Origin of the sequence: Synechococcus sp. ROS8604, from assembly GCF_014279655.1 — a bacterium.
GTDB lineage: Bacteria > Cyanobacteriota > Cyanobacteriia > PCC-6307 > Cyanobiaceae > Synechococcus_C.
The window spans coordinates 2,306,772-2,329,376 of sequence record NZ_CP047946.1; the positions used below are offsets into that span (position 1 = coordinate 2,306,772).

General features: G+C 55.7%; 24 protein-coding genes. 8 read left to right on the top strand and 16 right to left on the bottom strand.

Translation table 11 applies throughout. The annotated features are described in order from the left end of the window. A complete protein-coding gene (locus SynROS8604_RS12495) occupies positions 1-1,341 on the bottom strand; it encodes an aminopeptidase P N-terminal domain-containing protein (RefSeq protein WP_186545973.1) in 1,341 nt (446 codons plus the stop codon). 53 nt (positions 1,342-1,394) lie between these two features. Between SynROS8604_RS12495 and SynROS8604_RS12500 the strand changes: the two genes are divergently transcribed. From SynROS8604_RS12500 to SynROS8604_RS12530, 7 genes are all read left to right on the top strand, one after another. Next, on the top strand, positions 1,395-2,408 hold the full coding sequence (locus tag SynROS8604_RS12500; protein WP_186544234.1) for a CNNM domain-containing protein: 1,014 nt from the start codon (positions 1,395-1,397) through the stop codon (positions 2,406-2,408). Continuing rightward, positions 2,405-3,754, top strand: coding sequence for a GTP-binding protein (locus SynROS8604_RS12505; protein ID WP_186544235.1), 1,350 nt, complete (start codon positions 2,405-2,407; stop codon positions 3,752-3,754). Before SynROS8604_RS12500 ends, SynROS8604_RS12505 begins: the two co-directional genes overlap by 4 nt. Then, entirely contained in the window at positions 3,751-4,329 is a 579-nt protein-coding gene (locus SynROS8604_RS12510; protein ID WP_186544236.1) for a nicotinate-nucleotide adenylyltransferase, read from the top strand. The genes SynROS8604_RS12505 and SynROS8604_RS12510 overlap by 4 nt, the downstream gene beginning before the upstream one ends. Before the next feature lie 6 nt (positions 4,330-4,335). Next, a complete protein-coding gene (locus SynROS8604_RS12515; RefSeq protein WP_186544237.1) occupies positions 4,336-6,057 on the top strand; it encodes an NAD+ synthase in 1,722 nt (573 codons plus the stop codon). Between the two features lie 70 nt (positions 6,058-6,127). Next, positions 6,128-7,267, top strand: a complete 1,140-nt coding sequence (ald, locus tag SynROS8604_RS12520; RefSeq protein WP_186545974.1) for an alanine dehydrogenase — start codon at positions 6,128-6,130, stop codon at positions 7,265-7,267. Positions 7,268-7,377: 110 nt separating this feature from the next. Continuing rightward, a complete protein-coding gene (locus SynROS8604_RS12525; protein WP_186544238.1) occupies positions 7,378-8,841 on the top strand; it encodes a SagB family peptide dehydrogenase in 1,464 nt (487 codons plus the stop codon). A gap of 152 nt (positions 8,842-8,993) precedes the next feature. After that, positions 8,994-9,131, top strand: a complete 138-nt coding sequence (locus tag SynROS8604_RS12530) for a hypothetical protein (protein WP_006854313.1) — start codon at positions 8,994-8,996, stop codon at positions 9,129-9,131. A 122-nt stretch (positions 9,132-9,253) separates the two neighbouring features. Here the strand turns inward: SynROS8604_RS12530 and SynROS8604_RS12535 are convergent, their stop codons facing one another. From SynROS8604_RS12535 to SynROS8604_RS12605, 15 genes are all read right to left on the bottom strand, one after another. Further along, positions 9,254-9,439, bottom strand: a complete 186-nt coding sequence (locus SynROS8604_RS12535) for a hypothetical protein (RefSeq protein ID WP_186544239.1) — start codon at positions 9,437-9,439, stop codon at positions 9,254-9,256. A gap of 42 nt (positions 9,440-9,481) precedes the next feature. Then, positions 9,482-9,919 carry a YchJ family protein gene (locus SynROS8604_RS12540; RefSeq protein WP_186544240.1) on the bottom strand — a complete coding sequence of 146 codons (438 nt, stop codon included), beginning with the start codon at positions 9,917-9,919 and terminating at the stop codon, positions 9,482-9,484. After that, entirely contained in the window at positions 9,919-10,947 is a 1,029-nt protein-coding gene (locus SynROS8604_RS12545) for a DUF3326 domain-containing protein (RefSeq protein ID WP_186545975.1), read from the bottom strand. Before SynROS8604_RS12545 ends, SynROS8604_RS12540 begins: the two co-directional genes overlap by 1 nt. Positions 10,948-10,985: 38 nt before the next feature. Further along, the gene (locus tag SynROS8604_RS12550) at positions 10,986-11,153 is read right to left on the bottom strand and encodes a hypothetical protein (RefSeq protein ID WP_255445052.1); all 168 of its coding nucleotides are present in this window, start codon (positions 11,151-11,153) and stop codon (positions 10,986-10,988) included. Positions 11,154-11,170: 17 nt separating this feature from the next. Continuing rightward, complete coding sequence (locus SynROS8604_RS12555) at positions 11,171-11,512, bottom strand: 2Fe-2S iron-sulfur cluster-binding protein (RefSeq protein ID WP_038014577.1); 342 nt, start codon at positions 11,510-11,512, stop codon at positions 11,171-11,173. A 46-nt stretch (positions 11,513-11,558) separates the two neighbouring features. Continuing rightward, on the bottom strand, positions 11,559-12,266 hold the full coding sequence (locus SynROS8604_RS12560; protein ID WP_186544242.1) for a TIGR02466 family protein: 708 nt from the start codon (positions 12,264-12,266) through the stop codon (positions 11,559-11,561). A 54-nt stretch (positions 12,267-12,320) separates the two neighbouring features. Then, entirely contained in the window at positions 12,321-13,274 is a 954-nt protein-coding gene (locus SynROS8604_RS12565) for a F0F1 ATP synthase subunit gamma (protein ID WP_006854320.1), read from the bottom strand. A 10-nt stretch (positions 13,275-13,284) separates the two neighbouring features. Beyond that, positions 13,285-14,805 (bottom strand): F0F1 ATP synthase subunit alpha, encoded by a 1,521-nt coding sequence (atpA, locus tag SynROS8604_RS12570; RefSeq protein ID WP_006854321.1) that lies wholly within the window; start codon positions 14,803-14,805, stop codon positions 13,285-13,287. 59 nt (positions 14,806-14,864) lie between these two features. Then, the gene (gene atpH, locus SynROS8604_RS12575) at positions 14,865-15,413 is read right to left on the bottom strand and encodes an ATP synthase F1 subunit delta (protein WP_186544243.1); all 549 of its coding nucleotides are present in this window, start codon (positions 15,411-15,413) and stop codon (positions 14,865-14,867) included. Then, on the bottom strand, positions 15,413-15,934 hold the full coding sequence (locus tag SynROS8604_RS12580) for a F0F1 ATP synthase subunit B (RefSeq protein ID WP_186544244.1): 522 nt from the start codon (positions 15,932-15,934) through the stop codon (positions 15,413-15,415). Before SynROS8604_RS12580 ends, atpH begins: the two co-directional genes overlap by 1 nt. Next, a complete protein-coding gene (locus SynROS8604_RS12585; protein WP_006854324.1) occupies positions 15,934-16,398 on the bottom strand; it encodes a F0F1 ATP synthase subunit B' in 465 nt (154 codons plus the stop codon). The genes SynROS8604_RS12580 and SynROS8604_RS12585 overlap by 1 nt, the downstream gene beginning before the upstream one ends. 86 nt (positions 16,399-16,484) lie before the next feature. Then, a complete protein-coding gene (gene atpE, locus SynROS8604_RS12590) occupies positions 16,485-16,730 on the bottom strand; it encodes an ATP synthase F0 subunit C (RefSeq protein WP_006854325.1) in 246 nt (81 codons plus the stop codon). 168 nt (positions 16,731-16,898) lie between these two features. Continuing rightward, positions 16,899-17,624, bottom strand: coding sequence for a F0F1 ATP synthase subunit A (atpB, locus tag SynROS8604_RS12595; protein ID WP_006854326.1), 726 nt, complete (start codon positions 17,622-17,624; stop codon positions 16,899-16,901). A gap of 25 nt (positions 17,625-17,649) precedes the next feature. Next, positions 17,650-18,033 (bottom strand): hypothetical protein, encoded by a 384-nt coding sequence (locus SynROS8604_RS12600; RefSeq protein WP_255445053.1) that lies wholly within the window; start codon positions 18,031-18,033, stop codon positions 17,650-17,652. A 38-nt stretch (positions 18,034-18,071) separates the two neighbouring features. After that, positions 18,072-19,292 (bottom strand): trans-aconitate 2-methyltransferase, encoded by a 1,221-nt coding sequence (locus SynROS8604_RS12605; protein ID WP_186544245.1) that lies wholly within the window; start codon positions 19,290-19,292, stop codon positions 18,072-18,074. A 157-nt stretch (positions 19,293-19,449) separates the two neighbouring features. Here SynROS8604_RS12605 and SynROS8604_RS12610 point away from each other — a divergent pair, with 157 nt between their 5' ends. Further along, entirely contained in the window at positions 19,450-22,356 is a 2,907-nt protein-coding gene (locus SynROS8604_RS12610) for a phycobilisome rod-core linker polypeptide (protein WP_186544246.1), read from the top strand. The last annotated feature ends 249 nt before the right edge of the window (positions 22,357-22,605 follow it).

Below are 22,605 nucleotides of genomic sequence, written 5' to 3' on the forward strand. Positions count from 1 at the left end.
TCATCCACTCTCCATCGAGGCAACATCCTTCAAGGCCGTAGCCGTCAAGACCTCATGACCATCCTTGAGAACGGCCACATCATCTTCAATGCGGATACCAATGCCTTTCCAGCGGTCATCGATTTCCGGCTGGCCATCCGGAACCGGTAAGCGGTCACTGACATAGAGACCAGGTTCCACGGTGAGCACCATGCCTGGATCCAGTTCGACATGGTGCTCACCAAGCCTGTATGCGCCAACGTCGTGCACATCCAACCCAAGCCAGTGCCCCGTGCGGTGCATGTAGAGATGGCGGTAAGCACCCTGCTCAATGATTCCGTCAGCCTCTCCAGCCAAGAGTCCAAGATCCAACAGGCCCTCCACAAGCGCTCGCAAAGCGGTCTGATGCACCTCCTCCGCTGTTCCTCCAGGCCTCACGGTGGCAATGGCCGACTCCTGAGCACTCAGAACCAATTCATAGAGCGCGCGCTGTTCACCGCTGAAGCGGCCATTCACAGGAAAGGTACGGGTGATATCACCGTTGTAGTAGTCACCGATTGAGCACCCGGCGTCGATCAGCAACAGATCACCGTCCTTGAGCGGATCCTGATTGTCGATGTAATGCAGGACGCAGGCGTTATCACCTCCCGCAACGATTGAGCCATAGGCAGGGCCCCGTGCCCCTTGATCAAGGAAGTGAAACTCGATGAGGGCTTGCACCTGTCGCTCATTCATTCCGGGCTTCACAGCGGCACGCGCCAACTCATGAGCCTGGGCTGAAATGCGGCACGCCTCGCGCATCCGATCCAGCTCCGCTGGATCTTTGCGCAAGCGAAGTTCATGCAGGACCGGGCAGGGCGCCACCAGCCCTAAAGCCGCGGCTCCACGTCGCGACGCCCGATCCAATTGTTCAGACCAAACCTCGAGCACCACGGACTCCACCGCCGGGTGATGCCCCGTGCGGAAGGCAATGCCCTCGGCATCTTTCAGATACCCACGCAGATGTTGGGCCAATTCAGAGCGGGGATGGGCCACATCCGCGCCGAACTGATCCACAGCCCCCTCTGTGCCCCACCGCCGCCCTGTCCAGACCTCGGCCCCTGGCTCACGAGGGTTCACAAACAATACGTAGCGCTCGCCTTCAGGCCGATGGGGCAAAAACAGGGCGACGGCATCCGGCTCATCAAAGCCGGTGAGATACCAGAAGTCGCTGTTCTGACGAAAGGGCCACTCACAGTCGGCATGGTGTGTCATCAGGGTTGCCGCTGGAATCACAGCCGCCGCACCGCCAAGATGGGCCATGAACCGCTGACGCCGCTCGGCGTAACCCTGAGCATCAATTGGGAGCGAACTATGAACCACGACGGAGACAGGGCACCAGGTAAACGTCAGGATGGCAGGCAAAGCATCCAGGCATGACTCACGACCTGCTGATCCTGATTCTGCTTGTGGTCGTGGTCCTCACAGGATCCGCCTTGTGTTCTGGCGTCGAAGCTGCTCTGCTCTCCGTCAACCCTGTTCGCGTTCTCGAACTCGCCGGTCGATCCAAACCGGTGTCCGGTGCAAGGAGATTGGCCCAACTCCGTCAGCGACTCGGCCGGACCTTGTCGGTTCTGGTGATTGCAAACAACGGCTTCAATATTTTCGGCAGTTTGATGCTCGGTGGCTACGCCGCTTGGCTGTTCGAAGACATGGGCATCAGCGCCGTGGCTCTGCCCCTGTTCTCCATTGGTCTCACCGTGCTGGTGATTCTTTTGGGGGAGATCCTCCCCAAGGCGATCGGCACCCGACTGGCGCTGCCTGTTTCACTCGCGAGTGCTCCGGTCTTGCACCTGCTTGGCGTTCTCATGCGTCCGCTCGTCCTTCTCCTGGAAAGACTGCTGCCGGCCTTAACCCAGGAAAGCGAACTCAACACAGACGAAGAGGAGATTCGACTGCTGGCCCGTATGGGGTCCCAAACCGGCCAAATCGAAGCGGATGAAGCCGCGATGATCGCCAAGGTGTTCCAACTCAACGACCTCACCGCGAGGGATTTGATGACACCAAGGGTTGCTGCTCCGAGCTTGGACGGAGCGAGCACACTGATGCAGTTAAGATCCGCCCTGCTCGAAAACGAGGCGCAATGGTGGGTGGTCCTGGGTGATGCCGTTGACAAGGTTCTTGGTATCGCAAGTCGAGACCGATTGCTGGCGGCACTCGTTCAAAATCAAGGTCAACTCACCCCAGCCGATCTGAGCGAGCCCGTCGAATTTGTGCCTGAAATGATTCGGGCCGATCGCCTGCTGACAGCCTTTCGTCGCGACAACAGCGGGGTTCGTGTTGTGGTGGATGAATTCGGAGGGTTTGTGGGCGTGATTGGCCCTGATGCGGTTCTGGCCGTGCTCGCTGGCTGGTGGCGCAAGTCAGCAGGAGCCAATGGGGCGTCATGACGACGTTCTCGCCTACATCCACCACGGAGCGCTGCCTTTCACTGCTGCAAACCTGGCGATCTCAGCTTCAGCTCAACCGCCGGGAAGAAACCATTTTAGCGGGTTCGCTCAGGAGCTTGGACCGGCAATTGGAGCGCTTATCGACTCGGAAGCTGCGCGTCGCGGTCTTCGGCCGCGTGGGAGTAGGGAAATCAAGCCTCGTCAATGCACTGATCGGTCAAGACCTCCTGGCCACCGACGTCGCTCACGGCTGCACGAGACAACAACAAGCGCTGCCTTGGACGATTTCCATTGCTGGTCTCCACGCGATTGAACTCGTCGACACACCAGGAATCGATGAGGTTGCAGCGGAAGCGCGCGCGCGACTGGCAGCGCGGGTGGCCCTGCAGTCCGATCTTGTGCTGCTCGTGTTGGATGCCGACATCAGCAGGGTTGAGCTCGATGCCTTGGAGACCTTAATCAGCAGTGGCAAGCCGGTGCTTCCCGTGCTGAACCGCAGTGACTGTTGCCCCCCAGAGCAACTCGACAGCCTCCGGCAAAGCATCAGCCACAGGATCCGGGAGCGGTGTTACCGCAACCATCACGCAAGGATTCCTCAAGCGATTGCCGTTTCAGCCGCCCCTCGCAAAGCCTGCCAACGCTCAGATGGCCGGGTGCGCAGCGAGCGACAGCCAGCGATGGTGAAACCACTCCGCACTGCCGTGATCAATCTGCTGAAAGAGCAAGGCCAAGCCCTCTTGGCCTTAAACGCCCTCCGCCAAGCAGAACGGCTCCAACAACAACTGGAATTAGGGCGACTGGAGCGCCGACGACACGATGCGCAAGGCCTGATCGGCCGCTACGCAGCACTCAAGGCCACAGGGGTTGCGGCCAATCCTTTGGTGTTGCTCGATCTAGCCGGAGGCTTGGCCTGCGATACCGCTTTGGTGGTTCAGCTCTGCAAGCTCTATGACCTGCCGATGGGAGGCCCAGCAGCACGACGGCTGATGCAACGGCTATCAGGACATAACGCCATGTTGGGAGGCGTCCAACTGGGACTTCAGCTGGCGCTCTCTGGACTTCAACAGCTGTTGCTGATCGCCGCACCCTTTTCCGGAGGCTTGAGCCTGGGTCCAGCGGCCCCCGTCGCCGTCGCCCAGGCGGCTCTCGCTGTGCACACCACGCGCAGAACAGGTCGGCTCACAGCACGTTGGCTGGTCGATCAACGCGGTCGTGGCAGGAGGGGCAATCCAGCACCGACGACCCTCATGCGGCGCCTGGTACGCAGCGATACCGGCATGCAACGTCTGCTTGCCGAGTGGCCACAGCCGCCCAAGCGGCCCCGGCGTGACGGGCTCTTGCCATGACTGCAACCATCGCCCTGCTCGGCACGAGCGCCGATCCACCAACGCTTGGGCATCAGGCTCTGCTTGAAGGCCTTTTGGATCACTTTCAACGCGTCGCCACCTGGGCTAGCGACAACCCAATAAAACGCCACGATGCCTGCCTCGAGCTCCGCAGCGAGCTGCTCCAGGCCTTGGTGATGGCCATCGACAACCCACGGGTGAGCATCGACCAAACCCTCAGCAGCCCGTTCACCATCACCACGCTTGAACGGGCAGCACGTCGATGGCCCAATCACGAGCTCTGCTTTGTGGTGGGCAGTGATTTGGCCGCTCAGATCCCCCATTGGAAACAAAGCGAGCTTTGGCTCAAGCGCTGCCAGCTGGGGGTGGTGCCGCGGAAGGGTTGGCCGTTGGAGCCCGAACACCTCGAACGACTCCGCCAGCTCGGCGCCCAGATCACCGTGTTGCCCTTACAGATTCCTGAGACAGCCAGCTCAAGCATTCGCAAAATGAGCGCTGCGGATCAAATCCCAAAACCGCTTTGGCCCCTCCTCTTGCAGCACAATCTTTATGGACTCCAAGACGCTCCTTCCTGAATTGCCATGCGCATCGCCCTGGCCCAGACCAATCCTCTGGTGGGCGATCTGTCCGGGAACGCCAAACGGCTCCTAGACGCTTGTCTCAAAATCAGCCATCAGGCGCAGGGCTCCGCTCCCGCCCTTGTGGTGAGCCCAGAGCTTTCCCTTTGGGGATACCCACCTCGAGACCTGCTGCTGAGTCCTGAGCATCTCCAGCAGCAGAGCGAGGCCCTCAACCAGCTGCAACAGGGGCTTAGGGAGAAGCTGCCGCAAACGGCACTGCTGGTGGGGGTTGTGGAACCAGCCCCAGACCAGCAACATCCACGACTCTTCAATGCGGCAGCCCTTGTAGAGGCCAACGGTTGGCGCGTCGTCGCCCGCAAACAGCTCCTTCCCACCTATGACGTCTTTGATGAATCGCGTTATTTCAGACCTGCCAACCAACCCAGTGTTCTGAGCTTTGAATCGGAAGGGCAGACTTGGCGCCTGGGGCTCACCATCTGCGAAGACCTGTGGGTTGAGGATGCGCTTCAGGCACAACGCCTGGTGGGACCAGATCCGATTGCCAATCTCATCCCGGAGCAAGTGGATGTGTTGCTGAACCTCTCCGCGTCCCCCTTCGGAAGAACCAAAGCATCCATCCGACATCAGCTCAGCGCCCGCGCTGCCAACCGTCTTCATTGCCCAGTGATTTATGTGAACCAGGTGGGGGGCAACGACGAATTAGTGTTCGATGGCGGCAGTTTCGTGATGACAGCCAGCGGTGAAGTGGCGTTGCAACTTCCCACCTGCCAGGAAGCCATCGCCTGCTGGGACAGCAGTGAAAGAGGTTCTGATGCATCGGCAGGCACGTCGGCCCCCACGGAAAGCGCTGATCTTGAGCAACTGTTCCAAGCCCTTGCGCTCGGCGTGCGGGATTACGCCCAAAAATGCGGTTTTCAACGCGCCCTGCTGGGTCTGAGTGGCGGCATCGACTCAGCTCTTGTGGCGGTCATTGCAGCAGCGGCACTCAAAGCAGACCGCGTGCAGGCTTTGCTCATGCCCTCTCCCTGGAGCTCTGTTGGGTCGATTGATGATGCAGAGGCGCTTGCAGAACGCCTGGGAATTTCCACGACAACCGTACCCATTCAAACCTTGATGCAGGGCTTTGAAACCACCCTGACCCCGGCACTGGATCAAGCACCGTCGGGCGTCACGGCAGAAAACCTGCAGTCGCGCATTCGAGGCACTTTGCTGATGGCTGTTGCCAATCAGCAAGGACAGCTCCTGCTCTCGACGGGCAACAAATCAGAACTTGCCGTGGGGTATTGCACCCTTTACGGCGACATGAATGGAGGGCTCGCGGTGATCGGTGATCTCTACAAGTCCACGGTGTTTTCCCTCTGCCGCTGGTTAGACAGCTCTGATGCCATGGCCTGTCGCCAAGAACTTGGACTTCCAGAGCACAGCGACTTGATCGGACGAGAAATCCTGACCAAACCTCCGAGTGCTGAGCTACGCCCTGACCAACAGGACAGTGACTCCCTTCCCGACTACGCAACGCTCGATCCGCTTCTGAATGATTTGATCGAGAAGCACAGCTCGGGCACTCAATTGATCGCAGCTGGGCATGACCCGGCGGACGTGAAACGGATTGAGCAACTGTTTCGCCGCGCGGAATTCAAACGCCGCCAAGCTCCTCCTGTTCTGAAAGTGAGCCGACAGGCCTTCGGGACCGGTTGGAGGCTCCCAATCGCCGCCCGCTGATTTCAAGACGCATAGACCAGTGGCCAATCCGGCTGAGCAGGGTCAGATTGAAGGATCGTCTTCGGCAGCCATGGCTCAATCCGTACTGACGGCTCCGATGGCCACCATCGGAGTCCCCACAGAGATCAAGGTTGATGAGCAACGCGTCGCGCTGACACCGGATGCCGTCAAAGAACTCGTCACCCATGGACTGGAGGTGCGGATCCAGAGCGGTGCCGGCTCCGGAGCAGGCATTGACGACGAGGCCTTCGCCGCAGCAGGCGCAGAGATCGTGGATCAAGAACAAGCCTGGGGTGCTCACTTGGTTGTCAAGGTGAAGGAACCACAGCCGGAAGAATTCCGCTTTTTGCGAAATGACATGGTGCTGTTCACCTACCTGCACTTAGCGGCTTACCCAGAGGTGGGAGAAGCTCTTCTCGCAGCTGGCACCACGGGGGTTGCCTACGAAACAGTGCAACTGGAAAACGGAACCCTGCCGCTGCTAGCGCCCATGAGCGAAATCGCTGGCAGGCTTGCCGCACAAGTGGGGGCTCGCTTGCTGGAGCGCCCCCAAGGAGGCAGAGGAGTGCTGATCGGAGGCTGCACTGGTGTGCAACCAGCCCGGGTGGTGGTCCTGGGTGCAGGCACGGTGGGTTTGAATGCGGCGCGTCTGGTGGCTGCCATGGATGCGGAAGTGATGCTTCTGGATCGCTCCCCGGAACGGTTACGCAGCCTGGAGGCCTATCGAAGCGGACGCCTGATGAGCGTGGTGAGCAGCCGCGGGCTGCTCGAGCGCTTAATCCCCACTGCTGATCTTCTGATTGGCGCCGTCTTAACCCCTGGAGGCAGGGCACCAACGCTGGTCGATGAAGCGATGGTGAAAGGAATGAAGCCAGGCTCAGCGATCGTTGATGTGGCCATCGATCAAGGCGGCTGCATCGCCACGAGCCGCGAAACAACGCACACCAACCCCACCGTGACCATTCACGGTGTGCAGCATTACGCCGTGGGCAACATGCCTGGCGCCGTGCCGTTCACCTCCACTGAAGCCCTGGTGAGCGTGACCTTGCCTTACATCGTTGGCATCGCAGGGCGCGGCCTGGAGGAAGCGGTCACGGAGCGACCTGAATTGCTGTCTGGTCTCAATACGGTGCAGGGCTCCGTCTGCCATCCAGGCGTCGCCAAAGCCTTAGACGTACCACCTCGTCATCCAATGGCCTGCTTGCGTTGATCAAACCCAGAAACAGTTCAAAGCAAGCACAGATATAGGCCCCAAACAAATCACTTCAAACGTATATATTCCAGCAGTTCGCCTCAAATCAAGAGACAAAGGACACAGACATGCCCAAATACTTATTTCGAGAAGGGGTGGACCTCAGCACAGATATTAACGACATTGTTGTCACAACTCCCTATGCCACGCGATCAAATCCCCATCGCCAAACATTTCGCCTCAAAAACGCAAAAGAGCCCCTAAAAAAACTGCTCGCAGCACTTTCTCAAGAAGGAGTCGAAAGCAATCAATATTTAGCATTACCAGAAACAACAGAATCTGCTGCCACGCATTTAGAGCTTGGACTGCAACTCAAAAACCTTTACGAGAAGGGCTTACTGATTCACGCAATCGATGGATGCAACGGCAGGGCAATGTGCCTGCTGCCGATGAAACCAGGAATCAAACAACAACCCTGCCCAGACGACGGAAAGGCATTAAAACTTTCGAAATTTACCAGCATTCACCCCTGCCTTGAAGGCCTCGATGTCACAACTCCCTTATCACCCACAACGTTGCGACTACAAGACCATCGGCTCTATCCACTCATCCAGAAGCTCCTGTCGCCCTGCACAACAGACATCATCAGGAACGTCCTCCCTGAAGATCTACGCATTCACCATCGAGAGCTTATTTCCCTCTTACTTTCATCTGGCGTGGCCGGAATCTGCAATACAAATCACAATGCAGACATCGACCAGGAGGCCATCGAAGCTGGCTGGAACAGGCAAGACCTGAGCTTCCATCAACAGACGCGGCGCCATATTGTTGACTTCAAGGCACAAGAGTCTCTGCCAAAGCCAATCGACAGGAAGGCCCCACCAGCGAAGCACCAAAGGATCATCCTCAGCACAGTCTCCTTACCAACACCATCGATCGACAATCAAAAAACAAATTTTTACCAGGTCATTCAACAAAGACAATCGATTCGTACCTACGACTCCAATCCTGTCAGCGCTGAAGCTTTAGGCAATCTACTCTGGTATTCGATGCATACCCGAGAAGAGATTCTCTGCGACCCAGCCCTACCTCGATCCTATGAAGGCTTACTGAGACCTGTCGCCAGCGCTGGAGGCCTTCATTCCATTGAGCTCTATCTATGCATTCATCTATGCATCGGCATCAGCCCAGGCTTTTATCATTACGACTCTTTTGAGCACTCACTCGGAAAAATCAGCGACCTCAACAGACCATGCGAAAGCATGCTTGAAATGGCAGTCAATACAACATGCCGAGCACCTCAGGCTTCCTCAGTATCACCTGGCTATGGACAAAGGCCCGACGTCCTCATCGTGATGGCCGCGCGCTACGAAAGAAATGCAAGCCTTCATTCTGAAACCGGGCTGGCCTATGCCCTGATTCTTAAAGATGCAGGGTCGCTTTACCAGCAGCTTTATCTTGTTGCCACAGCTCTTCAGCTCGCCCCCTGTGGGTTGAGCTTCGGAAGCAGTGAATTGTTCGAACAAGCTTCCGGCATCTCCAGCAAGGCTGAATGTTCCGTAGGTGAATTCATGATTGGCAATCCCAAGTAAGCCATCAAAACAATGCCCCCATCCCCCATGGCTTAAGAATGGCCAAAGAGCAAGACGGATGAAAACCAGGAAGGGGAAACAGGAGCCTGGGGATCCAATCCCAACAGGGCAGGTAACAATCTGTTACGATTGGTGAAATTGCGTTAATTCAGATGAATGACTCCAAATTTGGTTTCTCATCCTTTGCTGAGCAATGGAACGGAAGACTGGCAATGATGGGTTTCGTGATTGGCTTAGGCACAGAACTGCTCACCGGACAAGGCATCCTTTCCCAAATTGGTCTCGGCTGAAACAACTAGTTCGATTAGACAATCGAACACTGACGACAAGAGCTGGGATTTTCCAGCTCTTTTTTTTATGGAAAGGCAGCAGCTGTCGGCATTCCTTGAAGTCAACCAATGGTCCTTTGCGATCATTGATAGATCAAGATCGGTGCATAAGGTCGTCCGTACCAAATGGACCACCAGCGCGTGGCACGAGCTTCCGCAGCTCGCCGAGCCTCCACCGCCATGCGGTATTGGTGTTCCCTCTCTTCCCGCAGCTTGCGTTCACGGAATGCCTGCTGGCGATCATCGTTAGCCGCGCCTTCTCTCTCCATCTGGGCTCTAGCAGCTGATTTAAACCAAACCGATTCAACCCCCTACAGAGGCTTGATATAAAGCCAATGGCCTTTTGGATCCCTATCCTTGCGCTGGAAGAGCGACGTTTCAGTCATCACATTGCGTTGCCCCCCGGCTGCAAATGTGGCCTCAAATGTCACTGTGCCCTCAAGATCATTCACACCGCCAGCCTCCACAGCCTTGATCTTCAGGCCTAACCAACGCGCTTCGCGACAATTCTTCCGCAACTCTTTTCGGCGTTGAAGCAAAGGCGTCGCAGCATCGGGATGCGTTGCGATCAAATAATCCACGTCTGCAAACGCGAAAGCCGAATAACGCGAACGCATCAACTGTTCAGCAGTCGCAGCCCATTGCTCCCCTAGATGCAGAGGTTGGCAACATCGTTCGTAGCTCATTCCGCTCAAGCAAGGGCATGGCTCTCTACTTTTTGATGATCCAAAGCCAGCAGCTCTTGCCATTACGTCAACTCCTTCAAAGCAGGTAAGGGTCGCATCAAGGCGGATAAGGCCACACCCTCGCGTAAGGCCAGCACCATGCCAGCCGCTTCTGCATAAGAGCGCGCTTGCAACACCTCATGTCCCAGGCCAAGCGCCGTTGACGTGACTTGCAACACGGACGGATTGGCCACACTGATCACAGGAACCCTGCGCTCAAGACAAGCCAACACGGCTTCTCCACCCAGAGCCCCCTCTGGAGCAACCAACACTCCCAAATCATCAGCCACCAGATCCTGTGAATGAGCAGCAGCACGCTGGAGCAAATCTGGTGCCTGACTTAAACCCACCAACACGCATGCCAAAAAGGTGTAACCCAACTCTTCGCCTGCAGCACGAGGATCCAGCTGCTCATCCAGCGACAACGCTGATAAAGCCGGTGCATGAGCACAAGGAATCTGCAGGTGCCGCACCAGTAGATGACTGATCACGGCTTCGGCACCTGCAAGGGCATCCACGCCGCTGCCATGGCGGTAGGCCTGCAATGCCTCACTTCCCTGGTCGTCGGGGAAGCGGGCAACCACCGCAATCGCCGTTGCTCCATGGGCTCTTAAGCGTTCCCCCGCGCGCAATAAGGAATCCGGGCGCTCAAGGGTGCCCCAACTCGCACCGCTCTGGCCCAATCCCATGTGCACCCCTAACGGCACATCACTCGACACCACAGGGCCGATCTCAATGCCCAGCGTTGCCCTGCAACCATCGGCCACTTGAAGGTGACGTTGACGCAGCTCCGGTTCGATACCAGCATCCAAAAGCAAACCAATCCGCTGCTGACGAGCAGGCCGTAGAGCCCAATCGCCGACGGCAAAGCGATCGAGGCCATACCCCTCCACATAGCTAATGCGAGGGTCTTTCCAGTACAAGGACGCCCCATTCATCACGTTGGGGTGGGTGATCAAACAGCCGGAGGCCGAAGCGAGAAGCCTTGCACTGGGAAGCGCATCACCCGCATAGCCGCCGATCGCACATCCAATCCCCGTCGGCACCACCATCAACGTGGGCAGGGGAGATCCCAAAGACAGCCCCTCCTTCACTCGATCAACACCGCTTCAATCTTCAAGACAGCACTGTCTTCCTGCGTTGAATGATCGACAGCGGTAATCGCCCAACGCAAGGGATCACCATGAGCGCGTAATTGACCTTTCACCCAAGCGCTCAAATCCGCCGCCTTGCAATCTTTAGGCCAAAGCAAAGTCAACGTTTTCGACGTCAACCTCATTTTTGGTACTGACCAAACTGAGCCTCATAGAGCGCATCCTCCTGACCTGCTAACAGCTGAAGATCAGAACAAGGGAAGGCAACACAAAGCAAAGTAAATCCTTCGGCGCGTAGGTCCTCCTTGACACCCATCGCATCAGATTGTTCCACCGAACCGCTTTTTAAACGGGCGGCACACGTGGTGCAAACGCCTGAGCAGCATGAACTCGGAAGCATGACTCCTGCTTCTTCCGCCGCCGCCAACACCGTTTGATCTGATCGACAGGAAAAGCTGTGTTCAACAGCATCCACTTCGATGCTGACGTTGTAGGTGGCAACAGCACTGGCTTGATCGCTCATCCTGAAAGGGAAGCCTTGGTCATTCATCTTCTCAGGGCAAGAGGCGTCATGACGACAAATCCGAGCAGGGACTCCAATGAGAAGGATGGGGGGCAAGGTATTCCGGTGGGTTGCCCTGCTCAGGAGCCGTGAGCACAAAGTCGAAACTGATCGAGCAGCGCAGCGACTCAGGATCGCCATTGGGCAACACGCTGTGATCAAGCCTGGAAGGGAATAGCACTAGCAGGCCAACCTCCGGAGCCAAGTCCCAGCTGTCTGCATTGAAAGGATGATCAATCGCAATCGGCCCTGCATGGCCAGCGGACAGTCCTGGCAAGAGTTCATTGCTTTGCAATGGCGAATGAACACGAAGCACACCCTCCTCACCTGAGCCAGCCCCCGTGAGATACAACACGGCGCTGAGGTGGGCATTCGGATGGTGATGGCGGCCAACCAGCTGATCCCAATCGCTCAGCACAGGCCAGCAGCGCTGAAGATGCAAAGCCACCTGGCTGCAATCAAACCCAACCGCCGCCAAATAACGCTCGGCCTGGGCTGACACCTGTTGAACCAACGGAGCAAATTCAACTTGACGATGCAATTGCCAAACGCCGTTGATATCACCTGTCCAAGCGCAACCTTCACTCGGGTTGCCAACGGCCTCACCCCTAAGCGCTATCAGCGTCTGCAAATGCCCAGCAAGGTCGAGTGGATCGATTGCCAACTTTGTTGTGGCGACAACCGTTGGGAAAAGCTGGTGAAGGGTCAAAGTCATCACCCCATTAAAAAAGCCGGCCCAAAGGCCGGCTCAATCATGGTGAACAGAAATTTAGGCGCCTGCTGCTGCAGATCCACCCACCACTTCCAGAATTTCCTGGGTAATGGCTGCCTGACGTGCCTTGTTGTAGTCAAGCGTCAGAGTCTTAGCCAACTCCTTGGCATTGTCACTGGCATTGTTCATTGCCGTCATTCGGCTTGCCAGCTCGGATGCTGCTGATTCCTGCAGGGAACGCAAGAGTTGATTTTGTAGATACAAAGGCAACAACGCATTCAACAATTGATCAGGACTTTGCTCGAAGACGATGTCGGAAGGCAAAGGAGGCTGTGAATTATCAGGAGCACTTCCTGTTTCAACAGACAAGCGACCTTCTTTTGTTGTAAGCCTGAAGATTTCATCTTCGGCCTCAGCAATCCCTTGGGGATCAAGAGGCAGAAGCGTTTGCACTACTGGCTTGCAGCTCACCAAGTTGATGAACTTGGTGAAAATAATCTCAACTCGATCTGATGCCTGAGAAAGAAACTCAGCAAAGATTTCGCTAGCAATGGACCCAGCTTCATCAGCAGTAGGTACTTGCTCCAAGCCCGTGAAGGTAGCTTGGATGGGATAACTACGATTGGTGAAATAACTAATTGCTTTGCGTCCAATCAACACAAGAGTCACCTTGTAACCCTGGCTCTGAAGCTCAGCGAAACGCTTTTCAGTGCGCTTGATGATATTGGAGTTGTAACCACCGCAAAGACCACGATCGCCAGTAACGGCCATCAAGGTGATGGTTTCAACAGGACGCTGTTCCAGCAAGGGAGCATCCGCATCTTCAAAGCGCATCCGCGCTTGGAGGTTTTCAAGCAAACGTGCGAGCCGATCAGCAAACGGACGGCTGCGCAGGACTTGCTCTTGGGCTCGACGAACTTTGGCCGCAGCCACGAGGCGCATGGCCTCGGTGATCTTTCGGGTGTTCTTGACCGATTTAATCCGGTCCCGGATCTCTTTGAGATTTGCCATGGCTTAGCCCTCAGTTGGCGGAGGCCAGCATGGTGGACACAACTTCAGCAATCGCCTCTTTGAGAGTGGTTTCAGCTTCAGGGCTCAAGACCTTCTCCGTTTGGATTTTGCTGATGAACTCTGGCTTATTGCTCTTGAGGTACTCACGCAGTTCACGGGAGAACTGAACAACCTCTTCAACGGGAACATCATCAATCAGGCCTTTAACACCTGCATAAACAATCGCCACCTGCTCGGCCAAGATCAGTGGGCTGAACTGCGACTGCTTGAGAAGCTCACGAAGACGTTTGCCTCGGCTGAGCTGCTGCTGTGTAGCGGCATCGAGATCAGAAGCAAACTGGGAGAATGCCGCCAGTTCATCAAACTGAGCCAATTCAAGCTTAAGTGTGCCGGCAATCTTTTTGATCGCCTTGGTCTGAGCTGCACCGCCAACACGACTCACCGAGATACCAACGTTGATCGCTGGACGAAGCCCGGAGTTAAACAAGTCAGAACTGAGGAAGACCTGACCGTCCGTGATCGAAATCACGTTTGTAGGGATGTAGGCAGAAACGTCACCAGCCTGGGTCTCAATAATCGGCAGGGCGGTCATGGAACCTTTACCCATGGCATCAGAAAGCTTGGCAGCACGCTCAAGCAAACGGCTGTGGCAATAGAACACGTCACCGGGGTAAGCCTCACGACCGGGTGGACGACGCAATAGCAATGACATCTGGCGATAAGCCTGGGCTTGCTTGGTCAGATCGTCATAGATCACCAAAGTGGCCTTGCCCTTGTACATGAAGTACTCAGCAATCGAGGCTCCGGTGTAGGGAGCCAAGTATTGAAGAGCGGCAGGTTCGGATGCGTTAGCTGCCACCACGACGGTGTAATCAAGAGCGCCGCGCTCGCGCAGCACCTCTGTGACCTGTGCAACAGAAGCGGCTTTCTGTCCGATCGCCACGTAGACGCAAACCACATCCTGATCCGCCTGGTTCAGGATCGTGTCGATACAAATAGCTGTCTTGCCGGTCTGACGGTCACCAATGATCAACTCTCGCTGACCACGGCCAATGGGAATCATGGCGTCGATGGCCGTGATGCCCGTCTGCATTGGCTCATGGACAGACTTACGCTGAATAATTCCCGGGGCAGGAGACTCAATCAGCCGGGATTCAGTGGTGGCGAGGTCACCCTTGCCGTCAATCGCCACGCCGAGTGGATTCACCACGCGGCCAAGCATGGCATCACCGACGGGGACAGAAGCAATCTTGCCCGTTGCTCGGACGGTACTTCCCTCCTGAATGCCAAGGCCCTCGGCCATCAGCACAACGCCGACGTTGTCGTCTTCGAGGTTGAGGGCAATCCCTTCTGTGCCGTCTTCGAACTCAACCAGCTCTCCAGCCATCACCTGCTGCAGGCCATAAACGCGGGCGATTCCATCGCCTACTTGCAGGACTGAGCCGACGTTGCTTACCGATACGGACTTGTCATAGTCCTCGATCTGCTGCTTGAGAATGGCGCTGATCTCGTCGGGTCTGATGGAAACCATGGCGGGAAAACCCAGGGGCGGGTGGTGAGTGGAAGGGCGAGATGAAGGTGTGGCTTAGCTCAGCTCGCCTTAGCGAGTGCAAGACCAAGGCGACGAACCTGACCGGAGAGGCTGGCATCGATCACCTGAGAACCGAGGTTGACGACAAAGCCACCAATCAATGAAGGATCGACCTTGAGATCGATTTCAACAGCATTGGTTCCAGCCATTGACTGGACTTTGGCGGTCAATGAGGCCTGCTGCTCTTCTGAAAGAGGCTGAGCAGCACGAACATGAGCTAGGGCAATATTCCGAGACTCCCTATAGAGCTCGAGATAACGGCGAAGCACTGCCTCCAGAGCCGGAAGACGTTGGCGATCTGCCAAAACCTTGAGCAAGTTCAACAGCGAAGGCGCGACTTGTTCTGAAAGAAGGCTGGTTAGAACGCTCTTCTTGGCATCAGGCTCAAGGACAGGAGATGTCATCGCGTCACGAAGAGGCTCTGAAGACTCCCAAGCAGCGAGAAGGTCCTTGCACTGAGAGGCAACTTTTTCAGACTCCTGACGAACGTCAGTGACCTGAAGCAGGGCATCTGCGTAAGGGGTTGCGAGAGAATTTAAAAGAGGCATCAGACATCCTCCAAATTAGAAATAGAAGTGTCGATCAGCTTGGCTTGAGCTTTGCTGTCGAGGCGATTAGGCAGTTCAGTCAAGGCCTTATCAATGGCGGAAAGAGCCGCTTCTCTACGGAGTTGTTCCGTAAGTCGAGCACCCTCTGCAGTGAGGTCGGCTAAGGCATCTTGCTTGAGAGCAGCCATGGCCTGAATCGTTTTCTTCTCACCATCAGCACGAATCGCTTCAGCACGGGCCTTGCCGTCTTGACGGATTCTTTCAGCCTTTTGCTGGGCCGCCGATAGCTCCTCTTGAGCTTTCGACAGTTCAACCGTGGCCGTCTTCAAACGCTTTTCAGCATCTTGAAGATCTTTGAGAATGGCCTCGCGTCTGCGCTCGAGCATCCCCCCCAGAAATCCCTTCAGGAACCAATACAAAACACCGATCACAATGACCAGGTTGATCAGATTGGTTTCAAAGAGATTGAGGTTGATTCCGAATCCACCCTCAGTAGCAATCAAAGGAAATAGGACAGTCATCAAGCAGCTAGCAGTCGTTCAATGATCTGGGAGCTGAGCTGATCAACCTGAGCCATCAACTTTGACTGAGCAGATTCACGTTGAGACTCAATTTCTTTACGAGCTTGTTCTCGGGTGCGATTCGCTTCAGTTTCCGCTGTAGCTAGTGCCTCGCGGTAGAGAGCGTCAACTTCCGTTTCTGCTTCAACAATGGCTGACTGCGCAGCCTGTCTAGCGCCTCGAAGTTGATCTTGAAGGTCGGCCTCGAGACGACGAACTTGCTCAAGCTTTTGCTTGGCGTCAGCACGACTCGTATTGATATATCCCTCACGATCTTCCACGACCTTGCCAACCGGCCGGAAGAACAGAGAATTGAGCAGAAAGGTTAGGAGAACCACTTGAAGAGCCATTAAAGGCAAGGTGGCATCGAGGTCAAAGAGACCTCCCTCCGGAACCGCCGCTTCAGCGAACAGAAGCCAGGTCATGGAAGAGGTGAGCTGGAGAGGAGCGAGAAATTGCGTACAGAGTTATGCGGGGAGCGACATCACGGGAGACGCTCCCCAAATCTGCATCAAGCGAATGGGTTGGCGAACAGAAGAACCAGGGCCACCACAAGGCCGTAGATCGTCAGAGACTCCATGAATGCCAGTGAGAGCAGCAGGGTGCCGCGGATCTTGCCCTCAGCTTCAGGCTGACGAGCAATGCCTTCAACAGCACCTTGGGAAGCGCTGCCCTGACCGATACCAGGGCCGATGGCAGCCAGACCTACGGCCAGACCAGCAGCAACGACGGAGGCTGCAGAAGTGATGGAATCCATGTTGAGTGCGTTTGGGGGCGCGCCGGAAGGCGCTGAGAGTTATGAAGTGGGAGTTAGATCACCCTGCGCAGGGACACCGTCACTAAGGAAAGTGGGCCCGAATGTTGATGGTCGGACCTGCGCACAAGATTTTCTAGCAGACGAGCCTTTGAAAAGGCCGTGAATCAACTAGTGCGCTTCGTGAAGACCTTCACCGATGTAGAAGGCCGCAAGAGTCGCAAAAATAAGAGCCTGAATAGCACTGGTGAAGAGGCCAAGCAACATCACCGGAAGGGGAACAATAAGGGGCACAAGATAAACAAGCACACCTACCGCTAATTCATCAGCAAGGATGTTTCCGAAAAGACGGAAAGAAAGAGATAGAGGCTTGGTAAATTCCTCGATGATTTTGAATGGGAGCATGATGGGAGTTGGCTCCACGTAAAGCTCGAAGAATCTCCAACCCTTCTTGCTCAAACCAGCATAGAAATAAGCCAGTGTCACAAGCAGAGCCATCGCCACCGTGGTGTTGATGTCTGCGGTTGGAGCTCCAAGTTCTCCTTCAGGGAGTTCGATCACCTTCCAAGGGATCAGTGCACCACCCCAATTACTGACAAAAATGAACAGGAACAGGGTGCCAATAAAGGGGAGCCATTCGCGGTAATACTTCTCTCCGATCTGATCACGAGAGAGATCACGAATGTAATCCCACAAGAACTCAAGAAGGTTCTGCGCACCTTTTGGATCGCGACTAAGATTTTTAGTACCTACAAGCACAAAGGCGAGCAGGGCACCGATCAAAATCCAGGAGCTGAGGAAAATCTGGCCGTGCAGATTGAGGTTACCGATCTGCCAATACAGATGGTGACCAACCTCCAGTTCGGCGAACGGCAGTGTGAAAGGCAGCAAAGCCATGAATGCAGAAGAGGGAAGCGCGAGATCAGCCGTCGAAAACGGTCTGAAGAATCAAGGCGGGCTTGTAAAGGAGAAAACCTACAAATGCAGGTAAGAGGTCGAGCTGGGGAAATCGAGCTGCTGAAACGATGAGAACAATCGGAACAACGAGCTGAAAACGACCAACTTGACGGGAACCTCCACCGAGCCGGGCCACGCTGCGGGCGAGTAGACGCAAGTAAAAAAGACCAGCGACAGCTCCAACAAGCAGGCTTCTGGCTACTAAGAGATCGAAGTAAAACGCTGTGAACAAAATCACAACGACAGACACGATCACTGTGGCCAGCATCAGACGCACTTGAAGCCGAGCGAAAGACTCCATTCCATTTTCAGCTGAGGCGTTCACCGCAGCTGAATCTGAGGAGGGCAAGGCTTGCAAATTGCGCCTGAGAAAGCGGCCGGAATCTATCACGTGATTCCGCTGAGTAACGCATCGTTAGCCTCGAGCAAAAGCAATTTTTTGCTCATGAGGCCTCTGGCTAAAGAAGCAGTTGTTGGGTCTCCACTCAGGATTCCTAGGGGAACGTCAGGGTTTTCATCCACTAAACGGAGCAGGCTCATTTCCTCATCTGAAATGGAGATGGGTTCGAGATCTGGGCCCAACATGCTTCTGGAAGGCCACCCCCACAGACATGACTGGCGTCGACCAGACGCTTGGAGCAGCGTTTTGTCGTTGGGCCAACGCCAAGGCTTTATGGGTTGTGCGCTCACAAAAAACTCAAAGTGGCTGATGTCGGGGTCGAGCTGCTCGACCAGTGCCCATTGATCCGCTGGCGATAGAGCTTGAGCACGGGATAGCAATTCACCCTTGAGCAATCGAGCGGGGTCCCAGACAGAAGGATTGGAGAAGCCAGCGAAATAAAGCCCCGACGCCTTGATTAAGGCCATCAGCCTCCCGAGGTCGTAGCTGGTCTCCTGAGGGTGCAAATACATATCGGCAAAGTTGGCGTCAGCTTGGGTATCAAGCGCCCAACGTTGGTCGTGGGTGCGGCGCAAACGGTTGGTCTCAGGCAAGTCTGAAAACAACTCACGCCCCAACCTCAATCCGTCCGAACCCGTCCCAGCGTCCAATAGCTCCAGAGCTTTCTGCGTGCGATGAATCTCCCAACGGCCAGCGTCGGCATAGAGAAATAGATGCAAAATCCCCTGAGGAGCCAGTCGCTGGCCCAGTGCTTTCAATCCAGCCAGTGGGTCGCGCAGGTGATGCAAAACCCCTACGGAGTTGATGTAATCAAAAACACCTTCATCTTGAAGATCCAAAAGGCTGCGCTGCTCTTGTCGTAGGGATCGGACCTGTTCAGCACCTCCAGAACGGCGCAAGCGCTCCCGCGCCACATCGAGTGCTCCCGCACTGATATCCACGGCCAAAATCTCTGCGCCCGGATTGAGGTGACAGAGGTAGTCCGTACTGACTCCTGTGCCACACCCCGCATCAAGGATGCGAATCACCTCATCCTTGGAATCCTGAGCTTTGAGCCCTCCCTTCACCGCAGCGAGCACGCTGTCGTGGCACCAGCGCCAGTTGTATCCAGGAGGCGGACCGTCTTGAAGGGGGTCTGCTGGATAGGGGAAGCGGTCATAAAAGGCGCTCACCACAGGGGTCGCCACATCCGAGGGAGGAGTGTTCATAAAGCCACCAGTTCTGGAAGTAGACGCTCAAGCGAGCATTTCACGGGACATTGCCCTTACAGCCAAAACCTCATCCGAGCTGCAAACATTTGTTCATGGCTGCCCAGAAGCTCGAGAGATGGGCCGTAACCTGACGCAATCCGGCTTGCTCTCGTTCATGACAGTGACCGCTAGTAGCGGCAGCCCAAGGGTTTCCCCTCAGCTGTACGACACCCTGCCGCTCTCCAGTGTCCGTCAGGCTGAGCAACAAGACCGCTTCCCAGACGGCGGTGAGCTCGACACTCTGATCACTTTTTTCCGAAGTGGAAACGATCGGCTTGACGCAGCCCGACTCCTAGCGAGCAACGCGGAGTCCATCGTGGCCCGTGCCGCCAATCGAATTTTTGTAGGTGGAACTCCTCTCTCGTTTCTGGAAGAACCTCTAAGCACTGGAGAGGTGGCAGCCACGGACGCCACTCCTTTGGCCGCTGATCAGGTTGCATTCCAAGACTCGGTTCGCACCTTTACGGGCACTGAATCCGGCAATACCAGCGGTAATTTCATCAGCAGACTGCTTCAGGGCAGCGACGACGGCGATGTACGCGTCGTTTTACCAACGGGCTTTACCGCCATCAGCGTGGCGAAATATGGCCCAGGGAATATGCGCAAATCGGTGCGCGACCTGGGTTGGTTCCTTCGCTACGTCGGCTACGCCTTAGTAGCCGGAGACCCCAGCATTCTCGCGGTCAATACAAGGGGGTTGAGAGACGTGCTCGAAAAGGGCTGCTCTCTCGTCGCAACAAACGTGGCACTGCAAGAAATGCGTGCTGCTGCTGCGGCCCTTTTGAGAGAGCGCCCTGAAGCACGCCGACTCGCGATCGAATGCTTTGACGTTCTGCTCAAAGAGCTTGCTATCGCTACGCCTTCGACGCGCCAGAAGCTCGGAAGCGCTGTTCGACAAGGGCTGCAACTCCCTGCCATCTATGCCTTAGCCGCTGAAACGGCTCAGCGCTTTGAAATGCGGCCTGGACTCTCTGGAGCTGAAAAAGCAGAGGTTGTTCGTGCCGCCTATCGGCAGGTGTTTGAACGTGACATCGCCAAGGGCTACTCACAAACACCCTGTGCAGTGGAAGCCAGCCAGCTCGTCCAAGGCAAACTTTCCATGCGCGAATTCATTCGTGCGCTCGGAAAGAGCAAGGAATACAGAACTCAGTTTTACGGTCCCTTCGTCAACAGCAGGGTCGTCGAGCTGGCTTACAGGCATTTCCTTGGACGAGGGATCAGTTCTCTCGAAGAGTTCCGAAAAGCCTTCTCGATCGTCAGCAACCAAGGTCTCAACGGTCTTGTCGATGTGCTGATTAATGGTGCGGAGTATGCCCAAACCTTCGGAGAGGAAACCGTTCCTTATCTGCGTGATCTCGGGGAAGAGGCCCAGGAAAGTGCTGGCTGGGGTTCCAATCGCCGCTTGTTCCGATTCAGCGCTCCCTTCGAATCTGCGCCGCAATACGTCACCCTGTATGCCTCGTACCGCCAACCCTTAGGAGACCAGCACGTCTACGGCGGCGGCAATGATCCGATTGGCAATCAATACGGAGCCATTTTCCCGTCTGCCACGGCATCTGTTTCCACACGCCCAGCACCTTTCGGATACGACACCCGTCGTCTGCTTGTGAGCAATGGGCTTGCCCAGCCTGGGCAAATGGACAGTCCCCAGTTCCGCGGCAGCCGACCACGCCGACTTGGGCCCACGGTTGTCCGCTTACAACAGATCGCCACTGGGGGAAATTCCGTGCCCCGTCGGGGCGGACAACCCAGCATCCGTGGGACAGAATCCAGCACCCAGGCTGTCATTAAAGCCGTCTACGTGCAGGTTCTCGGAAACACCGGATATTCCGGAGAGAGGGTTGAAAGCGCCGAAAACAGACTCGAAAATGGCGATATCAACTTGCGTGAGTTCATCCGCCAAGTTGCCTGCTCTAACCCCTTCCGACGTCGCTATTGGGACGGCCTTTACATCACGAAGGCCATCGAAGTGATGCATCGCCGATTACTTGGTCGTCCCACCTTTGGTCGTTGGGAAATTGATGCGCTGTTTGACACCGCAGCTCGCAAAGGCTTCTACGGAGTTGTTGATGCCCTGATTAGCAGCAAAGAGTTTTCCGACTGTTTCGGAGATGACACGGTTCCCTATGAACGGTTCATTACTCCGAAAGACCTGACTGTGAGGCGCGCTCCTGGGCTTTGCCGAGAAGTGAAGGTTGAAAAACTGACTGATACAACCTTGCGCCAGCGGCCTGATCCCATTCGAAACAACAAGTTCCTTGGCACTGCAGACCTCACGACACGCAATCTGAAGCCAGTGGGATCTATCCCTTCCCTTTGGAGTGCCAACGTCAGCAACGCAACGCCTTCAGCGCAGTGGACAAACCTGATGCGTTCCCGTGGGGCACAAAACACCTCAGGAACTTCCCCGTTTGCATCACCAATCAGTCGAACGATTGGCAGCTCTACCCCCAATACATCTGAAGCTCGTCTGCGTGCAGCCCTAGCCACTGGCGAGCCCGACGGATATCGCTTCCGTGGAGGATTGCCAACACCGGCCATGCTGCGAAGACCCGCTGATGAAAGCGAGCTGCGCCAAGTCATCAATGCTACTTACCAGCAACTTCTCAATAAGGTTCCACTCGAAAATCAACGGATGGTCATCGCCGAGTCCAAACTGCGCGATGGTCAGATCGATCTTGATGAATTCGTTGAAGCCGTTGCCCTCGGAGAGGACTTCCAAGAGCGTTTGTACTGCATGGCACCCCTGCGAGCAGCCACCGCTGCGTCGTTAGCCCTTCTCGGACGCGCCTCAACGCCATCTGAAACGAGTCGATTCCTGAGAATCAGATTTGAATCAGGTCAGCCAGCAGCCGTCAGTGAAGTTTTGGCCCAGAGGAGTGAATCCAAGGAGCCATCAAGCGTTCCAAGTCTCGATGGAATGAACACCCAACCGGGTGTCCCTCAGGAGACAATCACTCGCACTGCGTCTCTTTACCGAGGCCCAGCGGGCATGTCGCCGCCACCACGAAAAGCTCTTTAATGTTTTCTATTGCTTAAATAGCCCTAAAAAATAATAAACAAAGCCGGGATTAAATTTCCGGCTTTTTATTGCCTTGTTATCATAAAAACAACGCAAAAGCCCTTTAGTCGCATCAAGTTTTCGCTTTCTGAGCAAGCAATGAAGATCTGTTACCGATGTCAATTCAGACGGGCAGATTGCACGAAAATATCCTTGGCAGAGACAGGTTCCGCTTCACGAAGCCGACCCAGCCTTGGCCCCGAAACGTCA